The 23,646-nt window shown below is 32.4% G+C and carries 20 protein-coding genes; 2 read left to right on the forward strand and 18 right to left on the reverse strand.

Translation table 11 applies throughout. The features are described from left to right. Positions 1-21: 21 nt before the first annotated feature. The 15 genes from ABEY15_RS17655 to ABEY15_RS17725 all read right to left on the reverse strand — a co-directional run bounded on the left by ABEY15_RS17655 (position 22) and on the right by ABEY15_RS17725 (position 16,959). A complete protein-coding gene (locus tag ABEY15_RS17655) occupies positions 22-765 on the reverse strand; it encodes an MBL fold metallo-hydrolase (protein ID WP_429891447.1) in 744 nt (247 codons plus the stop codon). A gap of 291 nt (positions 766-1,056) precedes the next feature. After that, a complete protein-coding gene (locus tag ABEY15_RS17660) occupies positions 1,057-2,607 on the reverse strand; it encodes an acyl-CoA carboxylase subunit beta (RefSeq protein WP_429891474.1) in 1,551 nt (516 codons plus the stop codon). Positions 2,608-2,611: 4 nt separating this feature from the next. Beyond that, on the reverse strand, positions 2,612-3,052 hold the full coding sequence (mce, locus tag ABEY15_RS17665; protein ID WP_429891448.1) for a methylmalonyl-CoA epimerase: 441 nt from the start codon (positions 3,050-3,052) through the stop codon (positions 2,612-2,614). Beyond that, positions 3,052-4,071, reverse strand: a complete 1,020-nt coding sequence (meaB, locus tag ABEY15_RS17670; RefSeq protein WP_429891449.1) for a methylmalonyl Co-A mutase-associated GTPase MeaB — start codon at positions 4,069-4,071, stop codon at positions 3,052-3,054. The genes mce and meaB overlap by 1 nt, the downstream gene beginning before the upstream one ends. Further along, positions 4,072-6,237: a methylmalonyl-CoA mutase gene (scpA, locus tag ABEY15_RS17675; protein WP_429891450.1), complete on the reverse strand. Its 2,166-nt coding sequence runs from the start codon at positions 6,235-6,237 to the stop codon at positions 4,072-4,074. After that, the gene (locus ABEY15_RS17680) at positions 6,234-8,333 is read right to left on the reverse strand and encodes a methylmalonyl-CoA mutase family protein (protein WP_429891451.1); all 2,100 of its coding nucleotides are present in this window, start codon (positions 8,331-8,333) and stop codon (positions 6,234-6,236) included. The genes scpA and ABEY15_RS17680 overlap by 4 nt, the downstream gene beginning before the upstream one ends. A gap of 302 nt (positions 8,334-8,635) precedes the next feature. After that, the gene (locus ABEY15_RS17685; protein ID WP_429891452.1) at positions 8,636-9,595 is read right to left on the reverse strand and encodes a PDR/VanB family oxidoreductase; all 960 of its coding nucleotides are present in this window, start codon (positions 9,593-9,595) and stop codon (positions 8,636-8,638) included. Positions 9,596-9,610: 15 nt separating this feature from the next. Then, the gene (locus ABEY15_RS17690; protein ID WP_429891453.1) at positions 9,611-10,099 is read right to left on the reverse strand and encodes a dimethylamine monooxygenase subunit DmmA family protein; all 489 of its coding nucleotides are present in this window, start codon (positions 10,097-10,099) and stop codon (positions 9,611-9,613) included. A gap of 6 nt (positions 10,100-10,105) precedes the next feature. Further along, positions 10,106-11,056, reverse strand: a complete 951-nt coding sequence (locus ABEY15_RS17695; protein WP_429891454.1) for a heme-dependent oxidative N-demethylase family protein — start codon at positions 11,054-11,056, stop codon at positions 10,106-10,108. A 623-nt stretch (positions 11,057-11,679) separates the two neighbouring features. Further along, positions 11,680-11,976 carry a rhodanese-like domain-containing protein gene (locus tag ABEY15_RS17700; RefSeq protein WP_429891455.1) on the reverse strand — a complete coding sequence of 99 codons (297 nt, stop codon included), beginning with the start codon at positions 11,974-11,976 and terminating at the stop codon, positions 11,680-11,682. A 16-nt stretch (positions 11,977-11,992) separates the two neighbouring features. Further along, on the reverse strand, positions 11,993-12,352 hold the full coding sequence (locus ABEY15_RS17705) for a rhodanese-like domain-containing protein (RefSeq protein ID WP_429891456.1): 360 nt from the start codon (positions 12,350-12,352) through the stop codon (positions 11,993-11,995). Positions 12,353-12,421: 69 nt separating this feature from the next. Next, positions 12,422-12,682, reverse strand: a complete 261-nt coding sequence (locus ABEY15_RS17710; protein ID WP_069032150.1) for a metal-sensitive transcriptional regulator — start codon at positions 12,680-12,682, stop codon at positions 12,422-12,424. Between the two features lie 482 nt (positions 12,683-13,164). Next, positions 13,165-13,701, reverse strand: a complete 537-nt coding sequence (lepB, locus tag ABEY15_RS17715) for a signal peptidase I (RefSeq protein WP_429891457.1) — start codon at positions 13,699-13,701, stop codon at positions 13,165-13,167. A gap of 144 nt (positions 13,702-13,845) precedes the next feature. After that, positions 13,846-15,489, reverse strand: coding sequence for an AMP-binding protein (locus ABEY15_RS17720; RefSeq protein WP_429891458.1), 1,644 nt, complete (start codon positions 15,487-15,489; stop codon positions 13,846-13,848). A gap of 213 nt (positions 15,490-15,702) precedes the next feature. Continuing rightward, positions 15,703-16,959, reverse strand: coding sequence for a cation:dicarboxylate symporter family transporter (locus tag ABEY15_RS17725; RefSeq protein WP_069032148.1), 1,257 nt, complete (start codon positions 16,957-16,959; stop codon positions 15,703-15,705). A gap of 640 nt (positions 16,960-17,599) precedes the next feature. Here ABEY15_RS17725 and zwf point away from each other — a divergent pair. Next, positions 17,600-19,099 (forward strand): glucose-6-phosphate dehydrogenase, encoded by a 1,500-nt coding sequence (gene zwf / locus ABEY15_RS17730; protein WP_429891459.1) that lies wholly within the window; start codon positions 17,600-17,602, stop codon positions 19,097-19,099. An 81-nt stretch (positions 19,100-19,180) separates the two neighbouring features. Here zwf and gndA read toward each other — a convergent pair whose 3' ends face one another. Next, the gene (gndA, locus tag ABEY15_RS17735; RefSeq protein WP_429891460.1) at positions 19,181-20,587 is read right to left on the reverse strand and encodes an NADP-dependent phosphogluconate dehydrogenase; all 1,407 of its coding nucleotides are present in this window, start codon (positions 20,585-20,587) and stop codon (positions 19,181-19,183) included. Between the two features lie 247 nt (positions 20,588-20,834). Between gndA and ABEY15_RS17740 the strand changes: the two genes are divergently transcribed. Then, entirely contained in the window at positions 20,835-21,944 is a 1,110-nt protein-coding gene (locus ABEY15_RS17740) for an AbrB family transcriptional regulator (protein WP_429891461.1), read from the forward strand. 33 nt (positions 21,945-21,977) lie between these two features. On the opposite strand, the gene ABEY15_RS17745 is transcribed toward ABEY15_RS17740, so the two are convergent. After that, a complete protein-coding gene (locus tag ABEY15_RS17745) occupies positions 21,978-22,724 on the reverse strand; it encodes an SDR family NAD(P)-dependent oxidoreductase (protein WP_429891462.1) in 747 nt (248 codons plus the stop codon). 110 nt (positions 22,725-22,834) lie between these two features. Continuing rightward, positions 22,835-23,284 (reverse strand): MarR family winged helix-turn-helix transcriptional regulator, encoded by a 450-nt coding sequence (locus ABEY15_RS17750; protein ID WP_429891463.1) that lies wholly within the window; start codon positions 23,282-23,284, stop codon positions 22,835-22,837. Between the last annotated feature and the right edge of the window lie 362 nt (positions 23,285-23,646).

The raw sequence follows: 23,646 nt of genomic DNA on the forward strand, positions 1-23,646 counted from the left end.
AAAGATTTTTTAATATTTTTATCAAATGATTTCAGTTAATCTTTCTTTTAAATTCCCGTCAAAAAATCCACCATGATAACAGATTACTTTTTCAATATCTAATGACAATAATGCCTCAATTGATTTTAACGATTGTTCAATATCAAATGTGAATTGAGGATTTGATGGGTTTAATTGACCATTTTCAATCATTAGTGCATCTCCGGCAACTAATGTTTTCGACTCTTTATGATAAAAGCTTACATGTCCTGGTGTATGCCCAGCAGTGTCAATTACAGTAATACCACCACAAATTGCCAAATCTTTTCCTGGTATAACAATATGGTTAACATTACCTTTTGGCGGGTTTTCTAATCTGTTTTTAAATGCTTTTCGAAATTCATCTGTCGTATCCGCTGGTAAGGACGCTACAGCTTTTGCAATTTTTTCGGGTGTAATTTTAATAAGTAACTTTTCACCTTGAATATACGGTTTTTCTATTTCACTCGCATAAACTTCAATTTCGTTAGTTGACTCTTCTACAATCACAGAAAGGCTTCCAATATGATCAATATCTTGATGAGTAATCAGAATTTTATTCAGTTTTTCAAAAGGTACTCCAACAGATTCAAAGCAATTTTGAAATTCGTTTAATTGTCCTGGATATCCTGTATCAATTAATACCACATCTTCTTCATCCCAAATTAGTGTTGGATGAATTGTATTTGTCATACCATTTGAATTCATCGTAATGCTTAACATTTGGATCTTACTTTTACCAAGCATAAAATCACTCCCGAACTATATTGTATAATCATTTCCAAGTACTATCGTACCGATTATAGCTCATCTAGTCAACACTAAAAAATCCAATTATACAACAAATATTTTTAATTGTCAATAGATTGTTTGATTTATTAAAATGTAATTTTTAACATTTTCTCAAAAAAAAACTAGATATACTAATCTTAAAGTATATCTAGTCATTCTGTTGTATTAAGGTCTTATTACCTCGATCAAAATATTCAGAGTATAGGCAGTTTAGTGATTTTGATTTCCATTACAATCCCCTAATTTTTAAAGTGGGATATTTCCATGTTTCTTTTTAGGTCGTGTTTCACTTTTTGTACTTAACATTTCTAAGGATTGTTTTAAGACTTTACGTGTTTCTCTTGGATCAATAACATCATCGACCATGCCGTGAGAAGCTGCAACATATGGGTTTGCAAACATTTCTCTGTATTCTGAAATTTTTTCAGCTCGAGTTGCAATTGGATCGATACTTTGATTAATTTCTTTTGCAAAGATAATATTTGCTGCTCCTTCTGGTCCCATTACGGCGATTTCTGCATTTGGCCAAGCGTATACTACATCTGCACCAATTGCTTTAGAATTCATTGCTACGTATGCCCCGCCATATGCTTTTCTTAAGATTACTGTAATTTTTGGAACTGTAGCTTCTGAATATGCATATAAGATTTTAGCTCCGTGACGAATAATTCCACCATGCTCCTGGTTTACACCTGGGAAGAATCCTGTTACATCTTCAAATGTAATTAAAGGAATATTAAATGAATCACAGAAACGGATAAATCTTGATAGTTTATCAGAAGAATTAATGTCTAGACCACCTGCCATTACTTTTGGCTGATTTGCTATGATTCCAACACTATGTCCATCAATTCGACCAAATCCAATAACAATGTTCTTCGCAAAGTTTGGTTGTACTTCCATGAAGTCTCCATTATCAAGAATTTGCTCAATTACTTTTCTTACATCGTAAACTTTCGTAGATTCGATCGGAACTAAGTCAATTAGATCTTCTCTCCAATCATCTTTTTCAAAGAATGGAACTCCTTCTGCTTTTTCATTATTATTTTGTGGTAAAAAGCTGATTAATCTGCGTACCTGTTCTAATATTTCTGGTTCTGATTCTTCGGTGAAATGTGCTACTCCGCTAATCGAAGAATGAACTTTTGCCCCACCAAGATTTTCCGTTGTAATTTTTTCTCCAGTAATTGTTTCAATTACTTTTGGACCTGTAATAAACATTTGGCTTGTCTTTTCAACCATAAAAACAAAATCAGTAATTGCTGGTGAATAGACTGCTCCACCTGCACATGGACCCATAATGACTGATATTTGCGGAATAACGCCAGAATAGATCGAATTTCGATAAAATACATGACCGTAACCGTCTAAAGAAACTACTCCTTCTTGTATTCTAGCACCACCAGAATCGTTTAATCCTATAATCGGAGCACCTACTTTTGCAGCTAAGTCCATAGCTTTTGCTATTTTTATAGCATGCATTTCACCCAATGCTCCACCAAATACTGTAAAATCTTGTGCAAAAACATATATTAAACGTCCATGGACTTTACCGTAACCTGTGACAACACCTTCACCTGGACTATCCATTTTATCCATTCCAAAATTCGTAGCGCGGTGTTTAATAAAAGGATTTAATTCGACAAAAGTATCTTCATCTAATAAAAGATTAATACGTTCTCTAGCAGTTAATTTCCCTCTATTATGCTGTGAATCTATTCGATCGTCTCCACCGCCTAGTTCAATGACTCTCTTTCGATCCATTAATTCATTTATTTTCTCATACGCTGTTGTCATAACTTTATTCAACTTCCTTTCCGGTAACACTAGATGATGGTTGGCATAGCTCAAACAATACTTTGTTCGTTGAATTTGGATGAAGGAAAGCAACTATGCTATCGTGCGCACCCTTTTTTGGAACTTCATTTATTAGTTTAATTCCGTGTTCTTTCATAATTTCAAGTTGTTTCTCACAGTTTTCTGTTTCTAATGCGATATGGTGAATTCCTTCACCCTTTTTCTCAATAAACTTAGCAATTGGGCTTTCTGGACTAGTTGCTTCTAAAAGCTCAATTTTCACTTCACCGATTTCGATAAAGGCTACTCGTACTTTTTCACTTTCAACTGTTTCAATTCCTTTAAGTTTTAAGCCTATTACATTCGTATACAATTGAATAGAAGTCTCTAAATCTCTTACTGCAATTCCAATATGATTAATTTTTTTAGGACTAGTCTCATGCATTACAATGTCTCCTTCCTATTGCCTTCAAAAATGGATAATAAATAGTTTGCAGCTGAAGTTGCTGTTACTTCTCCATTTACTATTGAGCTTTCAATCGTTTTTAAATTTTGTTTTACACTTTCATGATTCATAAAACTTAGTTTCAACTGTTCAAAAACCATGTTGTACATCCAATCAATCATTTGTTTTTGACGGCGCAAAGAAAAATAGCCAGACTCAGTTGTTAGATCTTTGAAAGCATTAATTTCATTCCAAATTTCTTCAATACCTTCACCATGTAACGCTGAAGCTGTGTATGCTTTACTAGACCACCCAGGAGTTGAAGGCTGTAATAAGTGAAGTATTCGGTTAAATTCAGCCTTAGCCGCTTTGGCCTTTAATTTGTTTTGTCCATCGGCTTTATTGATGACAATAGAATCTGCAAGTTCCATGATGCCTTTTTTAATTCCTTGTAGCTCATCTCCTGCTCCAGTTAGCATGACTAAAAGAAAAAAATCTACCATTGAACGAACCTGTACTTCACTTTGTCCAACACCGACAGTTTCGATTAAAATCACATCATAGCCTGCTGCTTCGCATACAAGCATTGATTCTCGTGTTTTACGTGCAATCCCACCAAGAGAACCACCTGATGCAGAAGGTCTAATAAATGCATTAGGATTCTTTGAAAGTGAATCCATTCTTGTTTTGTCTCCTAAAATACTACCTTTTGTAATTGTGCTACTTGGATCGATTGTTAAAACGGCTACTTTATGACCTTGTTCACACAAATATGTTCCAAAGCTTTCTATTAAACTACTTTTACCGGCACCTGGAACCCCAGTTATTCCAATCCGGATCGAACGACCTGAATGAGGAAGTAAACTTGTCAACACATTTTGTGCAGAATTCATATGTGCTGACGAATTACTTTCTATAAGGGTAATTGTTTGGGCTAAAATAGTTCGATTGCCTTCAAGTACTCCATTTACATAGTCGTCTTCTGAAAGCTTTTTCTTTCTTTTGTTTTCGTAATCCATTTAAATTGAATCCTCAAGTCGGCAATTAATTTCTTCAATAACCTTTTGTGCCGCAACTGGGATAACAGTACCTGGTCCGAAGATTGCCGCTGCTCCGTTTTTCAATAAAAACTCATAATCCCCTGCTGGTATTACCCCTCCAGCAACAAGAACAATGTCTGGACGACCTAGTTTTTTTAACTCTTCCATCAATTGTGGAAGTAGTGTTTTATGACCACCTGCTAAAGAGCTCATCCCGATAACATGAACGTCATTTTCAATTGCTTGAAGTGCCGTTTCCGCTGGTGTTTGGAATAAAGGACCGATATCTACATCAAAGCCTAAATCAGCAAATGCTGTTGCAATTACTTTCGCTCCACGATCATGTCCGTCTTGTCCCAGTTTAGCAATCATAATACGAGGACGACGACCTTCTTTCTCTTCAAAATCATCAGCCATTTTACGTACAATCTCTATTTCATCTTTTTCACCGTATTCCGCACTGTAAACACCCATAATTGAACGAATAACAGCTTTATGTCTACCTACTACTTTTTCATAAGCATCCGAAATTTCACCTAATGTTGCACGAGCTCTAGCAGCTTCAATTGCAAGCGCTAACAAATTACCTTCTCCAGACTCCGCAGCCTCAGTAATTGCACTTAATGCTGCCTGAACTTTTGCTTCATCTCTAGATGCACGAAGCTCTTGTAATCGCAAAATTTGCGCTTCACGAACTGCAGTATTGTCGACTTCTAAAACTTCTAATGGATCTTCTTTTTCAAGACGGTATTTATTAACGCCAATAATTGTTTCTTTACCTGAATCGATGTGAGCTTGACGTCTTGCAGCGGCTTCTTCGATTCTCATCTTTGGTAAACCAGTTTCAATTGCTTTTGCCATACCACCTAATGATTCAACTTCTTGAATATGTGCCCAAGCTTTTTGAACTAATTCATTCGTTAACGATTCAACGTAATATGAGCCTCCCCAAGGGTCGACTACATTACAAATTCCAGTTTCTTCTTGTAAATAAAGCTGCGTATTACGAGCAATACGAGCAGAGAAATCAGTTGGTAATGCAATTGCTTCATCTAAAGCATTCGTATGAAGTGATTGAGTATGTCCTAACACAGCAGCCATCGCTTCAATACATGTACGAGTCACATTATTAAATGGATCTTGTTCAGTTAAACTCCAACCAGATGTTTGTGAATGCGTTCTTAGCGCCATAGATTTTTCTTTCTTTGGATCAAATGATTTGATCAATTTAGCCCAAAGTAAACGAGCTGCTCTCATTTTTGCAATTTCCATGAAATAGTTCATCCCAATTCCCCAGAAAAACGATAAACGAGGAGCAAACGAATCAATATCGATACCCGCTTTTAAACCTGTTCGAACATATTCCAATCCATTTGCCAAAGTATAGCCTAATTCGATATCTGCTGTTGCCCCTGCTTCTTGCATATGGTAACCAGATATACTGATGCTGTTGAATTTTGGCATATGTTGTGAAGTATAAGAAAAAATATCAGCGATAATACGCATTGATGCTTCTGGTGGGTAAATATAAGTATTTCTCACCATATATTCTTTCAAAATATCGTTTTGAATCGTTCCTGTAAGCAGTGATTGATGTACCCCTTGTTCTTCAGCAGCAACAATATAAAATGCTAAAACGGGAAGTACTGCACCATTCATTGTCATTGAAACTGACATTTTATCTAAAGGAATACCATCAAATAAAATTTTCATATCAAGGATTGAATCAATTGCAACCCCTGCTTTTCCAACATCCCCTTCAACACGAGGATGATCTGAATCATATCCACGGTGAGTAGCTAAATCAAACGCAATCGATAAACCTTTTTGACCTGCAGCTAAATTTCTTCGATAAAATGCATTACTTTCTTCTGCAGTTGAAAAGCCGGCATATTGACGTATTGTCCAAGGCTTGTTTATATACATTGCAGGGTAAGGTCCACGTAAAAACGGAGCAATTCCAGAAACGTAACCTAAATGTTCCATCTCATTAAGATCAGTCGAATCATATAATGGTTTTACATCTATTTGTTCTAAAGTTTTCCAATCATCAAGATTAACTTGCATCTGTTTAGGAGGTGCTATATTAGGTGCTGAAAATGTTGTATTAAATGGCATCTTTGTAAAGTCTGTTAGTTTGTTCATTTCGTAATCCCTCCACCCTTTTGAAGATTTTGCAAATTCTCGAAATTATTTACATTCATATGAATGAAATCATCAATTCCAACTTCTTTATATAAATTCATATCATCAATTGATGGCTTTCCTGCTAAAAGTACTTTTGCATTCGGATTAATTGTTTTAATCTGATTTGTTATAGAAGGTACAACTTCTGAATATTGATCATCAGTTGAACAAATGACAACAATTGTCGATTCTGATTTATTAAATGCATCAATTATTTCCTCAATTGATGTAAAGCCTTTATTTTGAAGCACCTTAAATCCTCCAACTTCAAAGAAATCCGTAACAAAGTCCGTTCGAGGTTTATATGCTGCAACTTGTCCAAAATTTGCTACAAATACAGTAGGAAATTCACCTGTACTATTTTTAAAGCTTTGAGAATTTTGGCGTAATGATTCATAAGGTTGTGCACCACGATGTATGTTTAATTGATTCACTCTAGGAAGTTCTGAGTCTACTAAATTCATTGCATTTAAAATATTCGATATTGTTGCTCCATTATTTGCTACATCAATAATATCTTCAATTGAATAACCACTTTGTAATACGAAATGTTCGGAACTGCCCTCGAAGTTTTCTTTAATCCCCTCAACTTCTATACGATCCGGATCTTTTTTGTCTACCCCGCTTTCATTCAGATTCGGATAAATATTAGTCCCAATAAATTTATCTTTTCTATTTTTTATGTTGGTCGATTTTTCTTCCGCAATCTGTCTAACTAATGCTTGAGGGAAGCCTTCTTGTATTGCTTTAACCATTCCACCTTTTTCTTCAATCTTTTGGAAAAGTTCCCATGCTTTTTCAGCCAAGGAGTAAGTAAGTGATTCAATATACCAAGAACCTCCAGCTGGATCAGCGACTTTTGATAAATTTGATTCTTTTTCAAGAATTAAATGTGTATTTCTCGCAATACGTCTAGAAAACTCATCAGATGATTTAATCGATTCATCGAATGGCGAAACATGAAGTGAGTCAGATCCTCCAATTACGCCTGCAAAAGCTTCAACAGTTCCTCTAAGGATATTTACATAAGGATCATAAATCGTTTTCGTCCATGCAGATGTACGAGAATGAATATTCATTTTTTGTGAAGCCTCATTACCACCTAATTCTTTCAACATTCTTGCCCAAATCATTCTACCTGCTCTTAATTTTGCGATTTCCATAAAGAAGTTCGAACCGACAGAAAACGAGAAAAGTATTTTCGTCGCTGCATCATCAAGTGGAATTTGTTGGTTATCCATTTCGCGTAGATACTCTAAACCAGTTGAAATAGCAAATGCTAATTCTTGCACTGCATTCCCTCCAGCATCGTGATAAGGATGTGACTGCACTAATATATTTCTTAAATTTGCTGTATGTCTAACCGACCATTTTGTGATCTCAGCCATCATTTTGTAAGCATTTTCAAGAGAATACGGAAGTGTCCCTTCTTTCACTAAATTACTGATCGGATCCATTCCAATAAATCCATTTAATTTATTAAAATCGTAATTTTGTTGTTGCAAATATGCGATAAATGAACCAAAAAATGCTTGCCCACCGTTCACTGTTTCAATATATAATGGAACTTCCTCTAAATTTATATTTTGAAAGGCTATTCTAAAATCATTAATAGATGTTAAGATTAACCCTTTATTTGAATTATTATTTTCACTATTTGTTTCGAAAGATTCATTAAGTTGAATCTTTAACATCGTTTGCCCTTTGTCTAAATCATGTTTTGCAACACGGTTGAACTCTACTGGCGTTGAACAATCTATTTCTTGACTAATTTCCCATGGTTTTTCTAGATAGCCTTGTTCACTAGTTCCTCTAACAAAAGGAAATTCTCCTGGTTGTGCGTTTAAATAAGGATAGTTAGCGATATCTTCTTCCCCATACATCGGTTTCAAAATTATTTCTTCATACGTTTTTGTTATTAGCCTTTCCTCAATAGTGGCTCCTTTTAAGGATTTTTCAACAACATCTCTCCACTCTTGTACAGTAGGCTTTGGAAATTCAGCAAATAAATTCTCTTCCAAGTTATGGTTCGAAGTTTTCGTATTTTCTGACATGTATAAAGCCACTCCTTTCTTTAACTCTTAATTTAATAAGATGTAAAAATAAATTAGATCATCGATTTTATTTATGTAATAAAGTCGATTTTTCTTCTCATTAAGAATATAAATGCAAAGAATAATTAAAATTTCGACAAATGCTTTCAAAAATCCTCTAAAATTATGAAAATTACGTATTTTTTAAATCATCTTATTTATAAATATATTCCGATATTAGTTTTTTCTAAAAAAAGCATAAAAATAAAACAGCTAGTCTACCAAATTAATGGGTAGTCTAGCTGTTTTACTAAAATTGAACTCTATATTTCAAGGATTATTTGATTTGATTTTGCCCTAGAGACACAGGGCAAAATCATTTTATTACTTTTTCTTTGATCCTCATCCAATAAGAAGTCGTGATGCTCAATTTGACCATCAATTACATTTACTTCGCATGTCCCACATCTACCAACTTTACAGGAATAGGGTACTTTTAATCCCTCATCGAGTAAAACATCTAATAAAGTTTTATCAACGGGAACTTGTTTTGTAGTACCATTCGCCAGTCTTACCTCAAAAGGTCTAGAGTTAGCTAATAATTGGGGTGTAAAAACCTCAATATGGACACTTGATTTCGGATAGCCAAATGCATAAGCTGATTCATTAAATTGAGAAATAAACCGATTAGGACCACAAAAATATACATGAGTTCCGATTGAATGATCTAAAAGCGTTTCAACTTTTATTCGACTAGAATTAATCTCTTTCGTAAAGTAAAAAGTAGTCTCTTCTTTATAATATTCATTTAAAAAGTCATAAAATGCACTACTTGATTTTGTTGCCGAAGTATAGTGAAGTTCAAAAGATTTATTTTTACTTTTTAATTCCTTCATCATCGATAAAAATGGCGTTATGCCAATACCCGCTGCATAAAACACATGATGTTTCGCTCTTGAACTTAATGGAAAATGATTTTTTGGATAGCTAATCCGTAATCGATCACCTACTTTAATTCGTTCATGCCAATATTTTGAACCGCCCTTTGATTCCGAACTTAAATGAATGGCAATTTTATAAGTGTTATCAATAAGTGAATGATGAACTAAAGAATAAGGTCTGCAAATAATCTCATTTTCTGCAGCTACATATGTATTAATATGAGAACCTCCACTAAAAGTTGGAAGATTAAATTCATCAATTGGAATAAAACTAAACTCTTTAACCTGTTGTGTTATTTGCTTTATTTCATTAACACGAACTAGTATCGTATTCTCAATCAATACATTCACTCCCATCTACAATTTAGCGATATTTCCTAAATATGCGTCATAATGGACCGAATAATGGTCAGAAACTGAAAGTAATAAATGACAGTTTTGACACTGAACTTCTTTACCAATTTCTAAATTTTTTAATTCAGTTAAACTATGACAACGACAACAAAAAACCTTAGAGTTCAATTCACCATAACCAACATATTGTACTTCATCTTCAAAAAATCCAACATCTTCTATAATCGGCCGTAAATTTTTAAGCTCTTCTTTACTTAGTGCTATATATAAATAGCTACCCATTTTCTGACTTTGCAACCAAGTTTTAAGATTATTTTGCAATTGTTCCGGACTTGAATCAAATCCGATGAAAACAAAATCAAAAGAGTAATTTTTCTCAAGTAACTTTTCTAAAATTGGCTGGATTAACGACCTCCCTCTATGATTTGAACAGATTAAGTATTTTCTTTTTCCATCTATAAAACAAGCTTCTTCAACTATTAAATTATTCATCGCATTCTACCCAACTTCATCAAGTTTATTTTTTAAATATGTTATTACTTCTTTTTTATATGAAGAGATTCCTTTATAATCTAAAATGAAATCCGGTAATTCACATAGAATTTTATAAAATTGCTCTAACCATTCCTTATTTAAGCTTAATTGCTCTAGTGGTAATAAGTGAGTATGAATCGTAAAAAGGAGCCCATTACTAGCAGACAACCTAAATAACTTTTGAACTTCAACACGTAAGTGAACAAAATTCCCGACATTATCAGCTGTAACTTTTTTTCTATCTTTACCCCATTCATTGAATGTTTCTAATGAAGTATCTAATCTTTTTCCTGCCATTAGTGACCAATTTTTACGAGTCCAAGGAGTTCCTTGTTCAATATTCTTTAAGAAACGAAGAATTCGATCATCCAATGATTTTTCATTAAACATAGGGATTGGCTGATGAATCTCTTTAAATCTCATCCCTAGTTTAAAAGTAAGTGACCAATTAGAAGGAAAACAGAGATGTCCAGCATCTAAAAATAAATCGCCATCTCGTTGACTCATATAAATTAAATCCTCTTGTACATGTCTACCTATGAAATTCAGAGGCTTTCCTAAAACCGAAGTTCGATCCCAAAACCTAAATTTTTCCTCCTCCATCAGAAGCTTATTATAAATAGTCCAATATTCATGCCCCTTATGAATTTCGAAATAGTTTGGATAATACCTTGTTAAATGATCTAAAACTAATTCTACAATTTCCCATTGTCCTTCAAAACTAGTAGGAAGTGCCTGATAACAATGGCTAGGTGAATTGAGTAACAAGCTTCTTTTTAATTTTATTTCATTCTCATATTTATTAGTAATCTCGATGCTCACAGGTGGATCTAATAGAATAGAATTATTAGAGTAACGATAAATCTCCTCTTTAAACGGATACGGAAAGCTTTCTAATTCATTAACTTGATTCATCTGAACACCCTTTTTAGTAGATTAAAAGTAAATCGTTCAAATAAGATAAACTAGACAAAGGTAAACTTTCTATTAATTACTGTTTTTTGTTACATTAGATTTTAATTAATTATAAGAATATTCTGTTTTTTATGTCAATAGCTAGTCTGTTTTATTATGCATTTTAATAGAAAGTTAGTGAAAGAATCTGTTATGAGGTATTTTATCTCTGCTTTTTGTCTTTTTACTTACTCATGAACTCTTTATGAGTTACTATCTCTCTGCTTTTTGCATTTTTGCTTAATCATGAACCCTTTATGAGGTACTATATCTCTATTTCTTCCCTTTTTGCTTACTCATGTACCCTTTATGAGGTACTATCTCTCTCCTTTTTGCATTTTTACTTACTCATGAACCCTTTATGAGGTACTATATCTCTGTTTCTGGCTAATTTACTTACTCATAAACACCTTATGAGTTACTATATCTCTGCTTTTTCCCTTTTTACTTCCCCATGAACCCTTAAGGGTAGGTATTTTATCTTTTACTGTTTTCTCCTACTAATAAATCTGATTATGTTGTGATCTTTCAATACAAATAAAAAAATTGCTTATATTCATTTATAAGCAATTTGTTCAAATCGTTTATTCAATTTCTCCTGTCCAAGCAAGCATACCGCCAGTCATATTCACTACATTAAATCCATGGCTTTCTAAAAACTGTACTGCTCGACTACTTCTGCCACCAGCATGACATACAACGATGTATTCATTATTTTTGTCTAAATCTGCCATGCGAAATTCGATTAAACCAAGTGGAATATGCGTCGCACCTGGGATCATTCCGTTTGCTACTTCATCCGCCTCACGAACATCAATAATATTAAGTGAATTTCCATTCTTTAATAAATCTACAAGTTTTTCTGCTGTAATTTCTCTCATTCATTATTCTCCTTTATTAAGACCAGGTACTCATTCCGCCTTTTACATTTGTAATATTGGTATAACCCATTTTTTTAAGAACTTTACATGCTTTTTTACTTCTCATTCCACTCTGACAAATAATAATTGTTTCTTGATCTTTTGAAAGATGAGTTAAATTTTGTTTTAACAAATGCAATGGAATATTTTTGAATTCTTTTATATGTCTTCCTTTATATTCTGCAGGTGTTCTAACATCAATGAATTGTTTTTCCTTACTCTTCAATTCATTTTTTAATTCATTTGTTGAAATTTGCTTTACCCCTTTAATTGGAAGAAAAGTTTGCACTAGAAAATAAGCAATTAATACGATGATTAGAATATTTAACATTTCCATTAAAGTCCTACTTTCAAGAAATTGATGTTCAGAAATATATTGGCTTGTTATAAGTTTTTCGAATGTTTTTTATCTACTTTTTACTAATAAGTTAACTGCTTCTTTTACAAGTTCTTCTGCATTTTCTCCATTTTCATCAGCTAATCTTACACATTCAATTAGATTCGTACTTACGATGACTCCAATTGTACGATCCATTGCCGCTCTTACTGCTGATAATTGAGTGATAACATCTTTACATCCTTTATCCTCATCCATCATTTTTAAAATGCCTCTAAGCTGCCCTTCAATTCGTTTTACTCTATTTTTTATTTGATCATCATAAGACATAGAAATCTTTCCTTTCTTAGTAAAATTTTTACATTAGTTAAATTGAACTATATACCCAGATAGGTATGAAGTCAATTAAATTGTCGTCTATTTTAGATTACTAGAAAAAGAAGATAGTCAATTTCTTTTTAAACAGCATAAAAGCCTGTTATCTAACGATTCCAGGCTTTACTTCATTACATATTTATTACTAAAAAAGGTATCGTGATGATCGCTACGATCATTAATAACCAATTATTCTTCTTAATATGAGTAATTTCTTCCTCCAATAACAGCTCTTCACTTTTTTTCATTATATATTCCTACTTTCAGTTTTGATTAATTTATTCTTATATTTAAGATTTATTTCCTTAAATAAAGCTTAAAATACCTGTAAGTATCAATTTTGTTACTTTTTTATTTTATATAATGAAAATGAAATTTTAATGAAAAAACTTTTTCTAATTACTATAATCTCTATTTAATCCATTCTACTTTTTCTTTTAGTGTATTATTCTTACTCGATCAAAAGGGAAAAAAACTCCTTCAACTTTGCCGACTATTTCGGACTGCTTAATATAACCTAAACCATTTCTGCTATCTTTACTATTTAATCGATTATCACCCATTACTAAATATGATTGATTAGGTACTCTAACTTGATTAAATTGAAGATATTCTTTATAGACATTTTTTAAATGATCATTTAAATAGTTTTCAGTTATATGTTTTCCATTAATATATAGGAGCCCATTCGTTAAATTAACGTTGTCCCTTGGCAAACCAATGATTCTTTTGACATAATACTTAGGGTCATTTTGTTTTTTTATAATGACAACTTCGCCTCTATTTATTGATGAAATATGAAATGAGGCTTTGTTAACAAACAAATAATCATGATTATGTAGGGTCGGTTGCATCGAAGCACCTTGAACAATAAAGGGTGAAAAAATAAAAATCTTAACAATTAATGCGATTGTAAAAGAATAGACTATGATTTTAAAAGTTTGCCGTGAAGATTCCTTTTTTCGTATTTTCAAATTTGTATCCCCTTTAAATTTTTTGTCTCCACATTTTACCATAATACGATTAATTATTTGAATATTCCTTACAAATATTTAATGAAAAAATAGCAAAGCTTTCTGTTTCACTTTGCTATTTCTTCAATGATTAAATCAGATTAATTAAACTTGTTTTGAGGCAGTTTCTACTGCTTGCTCTCTAAGTCGGAATTTCTGTATTTTTCCTGAGGCAGTCATAGGATACTCTTTTACAAATTCTATATATCGAGGAATTTTATGTTTTGAGATTTTTCCTTTACAGTACATTCGAATATCCTCTGGTGTAATTTTTATTCCTTCTTTAAGAATAATGTAAGCCATTACTTCTTCCCCATACACATGATCAGGTACTCCAACAACTTGAACATCTAACACATCTGTGTGAGTATATAAAAATTCTTCAATTTCACGAGGGTAAATATTTTCCCCACCACGGATAATCATGTCTTTGAGCCTACCTGTAACTTTGCAATAGCCATTCTCATCCATGATTGCTAAATCTCCCGTATGTAACCATCCATCTTCATCAATTGCAGTATGAGTAGCTTCTTCATTTTTGTAGTAGCCTTTCATTACATGATAGCCTCTAGTACAAAGTTCACCTTGTACTCCACGTGGTACTTCATTAGAAGTGCCTGGTTCTACTATTTTCACTTCAACATTTGGTAATGCCTTACCAACCGTTTCAACTCGTACCTCAATTGGATCATTCGTTCTAGTTTGAGTGATAACTGGAGAAGACTCCGTTTGGCCATATGCAATTGTAATCTCTGTTATTCCCATTTTTTCGATTACTGCTTTCATAACTTCAATTGGACAGTTTGAACCTGCCATAATTCCAGTTCGTAATGTTGATAAATCATATTTAGAAAAATCAGGTTCATTTAATTCCGCGATAAACATTGTAGGAACACCATGTAATCCAGTACATTTTTCATCTTGTACTGTTTGAAGTACTCTTTTTGGACTAAAGTCCTGTACAGGTACCATCGTTGCTCCGACAGTAACACAAGCCATGGTGCCTAAAACACATCCAAAGCAATGGAAAAATGGAACGGGTATGCATAAACGATCTGCTTTTGTTAATTCCATACAATTCGCAATATTAAACCCATTATTGACGATATTTGAGTGTGTAAGCATTACACCTTTTGGGAAACCAGTCGTTCCAGATGTATATTGCATGTTTATAACATCATACGGACTCATAGTTGCAATTCTCTTATCCAACTCTATGTCTGATGTATTCTTAGCCATGGAAATAAGCTCATTCCATGAGAATGTTCCAGGGTATTTTTTCTCACCAAGAACAATTACATTTCGTAAAAATGGCAGTCGACTGCTATGAAGTTCTCCAGGAACAGCATCCTTTAATTCTGGTATAATTTCATAAAGCATTTCAATATATGAAGAATCTTTATACTGATCCATTAAAATAATAGTTGTTGAATCAGATTGCTTTAACAAATATTCTAACTCAGCTGTACGATAATTTGTGTTTACTGTAACAAGAACTCCACCCATTTTGCCAGTTGCAAATTGTGAAGTAAGCCATTCAGGTGTATTTGAAGACCAAATTGCAATATGATCACCTTTTTGAATTCTAAGACTCATCAAACCTTTTGCTACTTCTCTACAGTGGTTTTCAAATTGTTCATAATTCATCCTTAAACCTCTATCCGCATAGACAACAGCCTCATGAGTAGGATGTAATTTCGCTTTTTCTTCTAATAGTTTCCCTATCGTAATATCTAGTAAATTTGTCATCTTATCCTCCTTAATTGGTTCCCTTCCAAAAGGACGCGTTATTAGAACTTAAATTAAACACAATTAAGAATATTCTATGTTTTTAGACTTTTCCCTTTAAAAAAACTTCTGTAAAAGTAGAAAAGCCACAAGGAATTTCTTTTTCCTTGTGGCTGCTGTTTTTAGTTAATTCATTTGAGAGTTAAAATTAAAAAATCTTTCCTATATTATACGTTACATAGCAACGTTATTATCATTCTTCACCACTTCTGGTTTAAATGCGCGTTCCCATTTAGCAATTACAACTGCAGCTAAAGAGTTACCTACTACGTTTACTGCTGTTCTAGCCATATCTAGAATACGGTCAATACCAGCAATAAATGCTAAACCTTCAACTGGAATTCCTGCTGTACCTAATGTTGCTAATAATACAACAAACGATACACCTGGTACACCTGCGATCCCTTTTGAAGTGACCATTAGAACTAACATTAGTGAAATTTGATCAGTGATTGATAAATGAATACCATACATTTGAGCGATGAAAATTGCTGCTAATGCTTGATATAAAGTTGATCCATCAAGATTGAATGAATAACCAGTCGGAATAACGAATGATGAAATTGATCTTGGTACTCCGAATTTTTCTACTTTTTCCATAATTCTAGGTAAAACTGTTTCAGAACTCGCAGTAGAATATGCTAAGATCAGTTCATCTTTAATTAATTTAATGAACTTAAATATATTAACGCCTACCATTTTAGCTACTAAGCCTAATACTACAACGATAAAGAATGCCATCGTTATATATACAGTTATGACTAATTTTCCTAATGGAATTAAAGATTCTAATCCAAACTTTGAAACTGTAACACCGATTAATGCAAAAACACCAAATGGAGCAAATTTCATAATTTGATTTGTAATGTAAAACATTGTATCAGCTGTACCTTGGAAAAATGCTAATACTGGCTTTCCTCTTTCTCCTACCGCTGTGATACCAAGACCAAACAGCACTGAGAAAAAGATAATTGCTAACATATTTCCTTCAACAAAAGCTGAAAAAATATTTGGCGGTACGATATTTACAAATGTATCTGCAAACCCATGACTTTTTACTTCTTTTGCTGTTTCAACATAAGTATTTATATCAGTTTTGTGAAGTATACTCATATCTACACCAGCGCCAGGTTTAACGATATTCGCTACTAGTAATCCGATTAAAATTGCTACTGTTGTAATAATCTCAAAGTACAGAATCGTTTTTCCGCCTAAACGGCCAAGTTTTTTTGTGTCACCAACACTAGCAACACCTACAATGATACTTGAAACAACGATTGGTATTACAATCATTTTAATCAGACGTAAAAAGATGTCTCCAATTGGTTGTAAATAGTCAGCAACCTTTGGATTTCCATAAAAAATTGCACCTACAATGATCCCGATAACAAGACCAATTAATATTTGCCAAGCTAAGCCAATTTTTTTCATAATAAAAGTCCCCCCTGTAGTAGAATTTTGCCAAGTTTTTTAATTTACAAAAAATAACAAAACCATTTAAATTTTTTTAAATGGTTTAAGCACTACTTGGCTTATTAAGATATCGATGGAACTCTCATAAATTACCCATCATTTCCATAATTTACTTTTTGATTATATTCAGAATTTACAATCAAAAAAGGTTATAAAAAACAGTATAACAGAAATCATTACGATTTCAATTTTACTTTATTTTCCAAATGTCTATTAAGGTACATTACAATTCTACTAAAAAACTGAGATTTTGACAAATTCCTCTCACTTTTTTTTAATTATTTTTTAATTTTCAACCATATAATTACATATTTCTATTTAAATTAAGAAAAAACTTGCATTTTCCAAATCATTTAAAACCCCTTTGTTTACATGGAATAAGAAGAAAAAAGTTAAATATTATCAAGACTCTTATTTACGAATCTATTCGTTTTGTTTATGATATAAGATGAATAATTTGGAAATTTAATTTATTTTTTAATAATTAATGAAAATGCTTTCATTTTTTTTGAAAGTGATTTTACATATTTTGTATAATCAACCTTGATTATTACTAAAATAAGTTAGTAATTTATGTTTAAGAAGTGAGGTAAATTAATTGAAAACTAAAGTAAACCCAAAAGCAGTTATTGTCATTTTTGGAGCAACAGGAGACCTAGCAAAAAGAAAGCTTTTTATTTCAATATATAGATTATTTTTAAGTCAAAAAATTGATGAAGGTTTTGCGGTTGTCGGTGTAGGTAGAAGACCTTGGTCAAATGATGAGTTTCGTGAAACTGTAAAAAAATCAGTTCAATCTATTGCTTCATCTGAGACTGAGATTGAAAGCTTTTTATCTCATTTTTATTACCATCAATTTGAAGTATTAGAACCGTCTTCATATATAGAATTAGGAAATTTATTAACAAACTTAGATAATCATTATTTAATTCCTGGTAACCGTGTTTTCTTCCTTGCAATGGCACCTGAATTTTTCGGAACAATTGCCAAACAGTTAAAACAAAATGGATTAGCTGATACAGAAGGTTGGAGTCGAATTGTAATTGAAAAACCATTTGGACATGATTTACCGAGTGCAATTGAATTAAATGATGAAATTCGTGAAGCATTTTCAGAAAATCAAATCTACCGTATCGATCATTACTTAGGTAAAGAAATGGTTCAAAATATTGAAGTAATCCGTTTTGCAAATGCCATGTTTGAACCACTATGGAATAATCGATTTATTTCAAATATCCAAATTACTTCTAGTGAAATTCTTGGTGTAGAAGACCGCGGAAAATACTATGAGAATTCGGGAGCTTTAAAAGATATGGTTCAGAATCATATGCTTCAAGTGGCCGCACTACTTGCTATGGAGCCACCGATCAAATTAACAACTGAAGAAATTCGTAGTGAAAAAGTTAAAGTATTTAAAGCTCTTCGTAAAATTGATGAAAACGAAGTAAAAGATTATTTTATTCGCGGACAATATGATGCTGGTGTAATAAATGGCGAAGAAGTTCCAGCGTATAGAAATGAGAACAATGTAGCACCTGAGTCTCAAACTGAAACATTTGTAGCGGGCAAACTTTTTATCGATAATTTTAGATGGGCTGGTGTACCATTCTATATTCGAACTGGAAAAAGAATGGCGACAAAATCTACTAAGATTATTGTTCAGTTCTCAGATATACCGATGAATCTTTATTACAATACAAAAGAGACAATGTCTCCAAATTTATTAATTATACATATTCAACCAGATGAAGGAATTACATTGCAATTAAATGCAAAAAGATCTGGCTCAGATGAAGGCTACACTAAGCCAATTCAATTAACATTTAATAATAATTGCGTTGATTGTATTAATACACCAGAAGCATACGAGCGATTAATTTATGATTGTATGTTAGGTGATGGTACAAACTTTACACATTGGGATGAAGTAAAATATTCTTGGAGCTTTGTTGATGTTATCTCAAAAGCTTGGGGCAATAATTTAGCACCACTTTCAAATTATAGATCTGGTTCAATGGGTCCAAATGAAGCTGATACTTTATTGACAGTTGATGGTCATAAATGGTGGCCTGTTACTGATCGATTAAATGAAAATTAAAAACGATTTATTTAAATAAAAAGTTACCCCCTCATCATATCGAGGGGGTAACTTTTTTATGATCCGAAAACAAATTTAAAATTATGTCCACTGAGTATGGAACTTACCTTCTTTATCGATTCGTTCATAAGTATGTGCACCAAAATAATCTCTTTGTGCTTGAATTAAATTTGCAGGAAGTGTTTCAGTACGATAGCTATCAAAATAAGCTAATGCAGCAGAGAAACATGGAATTGGTACACCAGCTTCTATTGCTACTACGCTAATTTTACGTAAAGCACCTTGATAGCTTTCAACGATTTCTTTGAAATATGGATCAAGTAATAGGTTAGAAAGATTAGCATCTAGATCGTAAGCTTCTTTAATTTTTTGTAAGAAAGCCGCTCGAATAATACATCCACCTCTGAAAATCATTGCAATATCACCATATTGTAAATCCCAGTTATATTCATCAGATGCAGCTCTTAATTGAGCAAATCCTTGAGCATATGAACAAATTTTACTCATATAAAGTGCTTTACGCACATCTTCAATCAGTTGCTCTTTATCACCATTATATGTACTAGTTGATGGACCAGATAATAATTTACTTGCTTTTACTCTTTCATCCTTCATTGCAGAAATAAAACGTGCAAATACAGACTCAGTAATAATAGAAGTAGGTACGCCTAAATCTAGCGTGCTTTGACTAGTCCATTTTCCAGTACCTTTTTGTCCTGCTTTATCTAAAATAACATCTACAAGTGGTTTACCTGTTTCTTCGTCTGTTTTAGTAAAGATATCAGCTGTAATTTCAATTAAATAGCTATCAAGCTCACCCTTATTCCAATCACTAAATACATGGTGTAATTCGTCTGCAGTTAAGCCAAGTACATTTTTTAATAAAAAGTAAGCTTCTGAGATTAATTGCATATCACCATATTCAATTCCATTATGAACCATTTTTACGTAATGACCAGCACCATCTGGGCCAATATATGTTGTACAAGGCTCATTATTTACTTTTGCAGCAATCGCTTCAAAAATTGGTTTTACTAATTCAAATGCTTCTTTTTGTCCACCAGGCATAATTGAAGGTCCTTTTAAAGCTCCCTCTTCCCCACCTGAAACACCTGTTCCAATAAAATGAATTCCGCTATCAGATAGCATTTTGTTTCGTCTTTGAGTGTCTTTATAGTATGTATTTCCACCATCAATTAAAATATCACCCTGATCAAGATGAGGTAATAACATTTCAATTGTTGAATCAGTTGGGCCACCTGCTTTTACCATTATTAATATTTTTCTAGGTGTTTCAAGAGAATTTACAAATTCTTCAATTGAAAATGTTCCAACTACATTTTTACCTTCTGCTTCTTTTAAAAATTCTTCTGTTTTTTCAACTGATCGGTTATATACAGAAATTGAGAAACCTCTACTTTCAATATTTAAAGCTAGGTTTTTTCCCATTACTGCTAAACCAATTACGCCTATTTGTTGTTTAGCCAATTCAATTAGTCCTTTCTAATTAAAATTTGCAAGGGTTTTCAAATTAAAAATTGTAAAATATTTACTATCTTTAATATATCCTCTGATTAGTTTCACTATCCTGTTAAATATTCTAACGGCTAACCGAGCAAAATCCTTGCATACCATAAACTTAAGGTCAATAATGATATTAACATAACAAGCGCGATGAATAAATGTAAACATGATCTATACATTAAAATTTTATAATTTGAAAAGAAGTGAAACGATGGTAATTAATTACAACGATAATAAGTGGACTCAGCTTTTATTTACCTTAATTATTGCAATTATTGGTGGATTCTTATTTCAATTGATTAAACTACCAATACCATGGCTACTTGGACCAATGTTTTTTGTACTTATACTTTCAAAAATTAAAGGGATAAAATTGTATTGGCCTAGTAAAATTCGAGATACAGCCATGATCATAATCGGCTACACAATTGGACTATCATTTACATCTTCTACGTTTATTCAAATCGGACATCAATTATCTTCTATGATATTGATGACCTTTCTACTCATCCTTTTTACAATTATCATTTCGATCGTAATTTCTAAAGTATTTAAAATACATTATCCAACAGTTTTATTAGGTAGTATTCCTGGTGGACTAAGCCAAATGATTGCTCTTGCAGAAGAGATTAAAGATATTGACTTTACAATTGTCACTTTCTTACAAATTTCCAGGCTTATGATGATTATTTTTATGGTTCCATTATTAATTTTCAGTCCATTTTTTAATGTACATAAAAGTTCGATCTCAGAAGCCATTCACCACTCTTCAGCTAGCTGGCATGGCTTATTTCCTAACATCATTATTTTTGCTATTTTCTGTACACTACTTGGAATTTTAGGGAAGAAAATAAATTTTCCAACAGCCTTTCTATTAGGTCCAATGATCGCTACCATTATCCTTAATTTATCTGGATTTCATGGACCTGCCTTACCATCTGTTATTTTAGACTGTTCCCAGTTAATGATGGGAAGTTATATTGGCTTATTATTGAAACCAGAAAATTTAAATAACAAATTAAAAATAGTTTTAGTTTCAGTTTTAAGTGGAGTAGTTTTATTAACTTTTTCACTTTTATCAAGTATATTTTTAACACATATTCACACCATTGATCATATCAGTGCCTTACTAAGTTTAGCCCCTGGTGGAATGGATCAAATGGCATTAATTGCAAAAGAAGTAGACGCAGATATAACTGTCATTATGTGTTATCAACTATTTAGAACACTATTCATATTTATTGTTGTACCATATTTATTAAGATATATTTTTAGGGCAAGGATACAAGAAAGCAAAGTAAAGCCAATAAGTAACGAATAAGAAAAGCAAGAAAATTTAACTTTCCTTGCTTTTTTACTCTTCATAGATCATCTTTCTAGTCATGCCACCATCAATTATGATATTTTGACCATTGATAAAGTTATTTTCTGGATCAGCTAAATAAATACAAGCCTTAGCGATATCTTCAGGCTTACCTACTCGATTTGACCAATGTTGAAGATGATCAGTTTCTTTTAATTCTTCATTCTGATCAACTTGAATCCATCCAGGGCTAATGGAGTTTACTGTTATACCATTTGGCTGAAGCGATGCTGCTAATGAATGGGTAATGGATACAATTCCACCCTTTGATGCTGCATAAGCTTCTGAATTTGGCTCCGACATGATTGCTCTAGTTGATGCCATATTTATTATTCTTCCACCACTATTCATCACTTTAGCAGCTTCTCTTGATGAAATAAAAACACTTCTCAAATTAGTATTTATAACTAGATCCCATTCATCTGTTGTTAAACTTAAAAATGGCTTAAAAGCTGAAATTCCTGCATTATTAATTAAAATATCAAGTCTACCAATTTTATTAATGACATTGCGAATAAGATTTATGATGTCTTCCTCTTTACTAACATCAGTCTTAAAGAATATTGCTCTCCCACCTTTTTCTTCAATTTTCTGTACAACTCTATTACCTTTTTGTTCATTAACATCAGCTATAAAAACAATTGCACCTAATTTTCCAAATGCAAGTGCAATACCCTCCCCAATTCCATTCGCACCACCTGTAATAATAATTGATTTCCCTTTAAACTTATCTTCCATATTTTCATACCTCTTCTTACAATTAGTCTATTATTTATTATTTCCATCCTTAACAAAAAAAGCCGTCAATTGACAGCTTTTAATACTTATTTAGTTCGAATTAAGTTATCTCAACCTTGAGGTTGATTATTGCTTAATCCAACCTTTTTTAATAAATAGATTAACATATCTTTTTCCACTGAATTTAATTGAGAAAATAAGTTATGAATCATTTCACTATGAGCTGGAAAGATGCAACTAATTACGCTTCTCCCCTCTTTTGTCAAAGCTGCATAAATAACTCGTCGATCTTTTGGACAATGAATGCGTTTAATATATCGTCTTGCCTCTAATTTATCTAATACATACGTCATATTTCCGCTTGAGATTAATATCCTTTTTCCAATTTGTTGAATTGGCTGATCTCCTTTATGATAAAGCAATTCTAAGACTGCAAACTCAGTCAAATTCAAACCAAAACATTTAATATTATTAATAGAAGCATCAGTCAAAAATCGATTTGCTTTACAAATTTCAGAATATAACTGGAGCGAATTAGTTGAAATTTCATTTTGATTCAATTCATATCAACCCCTTTCAACTATCTTGAATTAAAGATAATTTTAAAGTATTTTTAAGAAGTAGTCAATGTTCGAATATGTGTTTTATTATAATGATGAAGCTACTATTAGCAATATCAGTTTACATAACATTATTATTGTTTAATTTCATTTTCATATGAACCTTTTATGGGTAAGATATTTTCATATTCTAGCTGTTTTACTTCCTCATGCACAACTTATGAGGAACTATATTTCACATTTTTGCTGTTTTACTTCCTCATGAACACCTCATGAGGAACTATATTTCACATTTCTGCTGTTTTACTTACTCATGACCACCTCATGAGGAACTACTTTTCACGTTTTTGCTGTTTTACTTC

The sequence above is a fragment of the Gottfriedia acidiceleris genome (assembly GCF_050457485.1).
Lineage (GTDB): Bacteria > Bacillota > Bacilli > Bacillales > Bacillaceae_G > Gottfriedia > Gottfriedia acidiceleris_D.

What these genes read in the sequence shown, in the direction of transcription:
- ABEY15_RS17655 (WP_429891447.1), bottom strand. Translation starts at nt 765, where the DNA reads ATGCTTGGTAAAAGTAAGATCCAAATGTTAAGCATTACGATGAATTCA.
- ABEY15_RS17660 (WP_429891474.1), bottom strand. Translation starts at nt 2,607, where the DNA reads ATGACAACAGCGTATGAGAAAATAAATGAATTAATGGATCGAAAGAGA.
- mce (WP_429891448.1), bottom strand. Translation starts at nt 3,052, where the DNA reads ATGCATGAGACTAGTCCTAAAAAAATTAATCATATTGGAATTGCAGTA.
- meaB (WP_429891449.1), bottom strand. Translation starts at nt 4,071, where the DNA reads ATGGATTACGAAAACAAAAGAAAGAAAAAGCTTTCAGAAGACGACTAT.
- scpA (WP_429891450.1), bottom strand. Translation starts at nt 6,237, where the DNA reads ATGAACAAACTAACAGACTTTACAAAGATGCCATTTAATACAACATTT.
- ABEY15_RS17680 (WP_429891451.1), bottom strand. Translation starts at nt 8,333, where the DNA reads ATGTCAGAAAATACGAAAACTTCGAACCATAACTTGGAAGAGAATTTA.
- ABEY15_RS17690 (WP_429891453.1), bottom strand. Translation starts at nt 10,099, where the DNA reads ATGAATAATTTAATAGTTGAAGAAGCTTGTTTTATAGATGGAAAAAGA.
- ABEY15_RS17695 (WP_429891454.1), bottom strand. Translation starts at nt 11,056, where the DNA reads ATGAATCAAGTTAATGAATTAGAAAGCTTTCCGTATCCGTTTAAAGAG.
- ABEY15_RS17700 (WP_429891455.1), bottom strand. Translation starts at nt 11,976, where the DNA reads ATGAGAGAAATTACAGCAGAAAAACTTGTAGATTTATTAAAGAATGGA.
- ABEY15_RS17705 (WP_429891456.1), bottom strand. Translation starts at nt 12,352, where the DNA reads ATGGAAATGTTAAATATTCTAATCATCGTATTAATTGCTTATTTTCTA.
- ABEY15_RS17710 (WP_069032150.1), bottom strand. Translation starts at nt 12,682, where the DNA reads ATGTCTTATGATGATCAAATAAAAAATAGAGTAAAACGAATTGAAGGG.
- ABEY15_RS17720 (WP_429891458.1), bottom strand. Translation starts at nt 15,489, where the DNA reads ATGACAAATTTACTAGATATTACGATAGGGAAACTATTAGAAGAAAAA.
- ABEY15_RS17725 (WP_069032148.1), bottom strand. Translation starts at nt 16,959, where the DNA reads ATGAAAAAAATTGGCTTAGCTTGGCAAATATTAATTGGTCTTGTTATC.
- ABEY15_RS17740 (WP_429891461.1), top strand. Translation starts at nt 20,835, where the DNA reads ATGGTAATTAATTACAACGATAATAAGTGGACTCAGCTTTTATTTACC.
- ABEY15_RS17745 (WP_429891462.1), bottom strand. Translation starts at nt 22,724, where the DNA reads ATGGAAGATAAGTTTAAAGGGAAATCAATTATTATTACAGGTGGTGCG.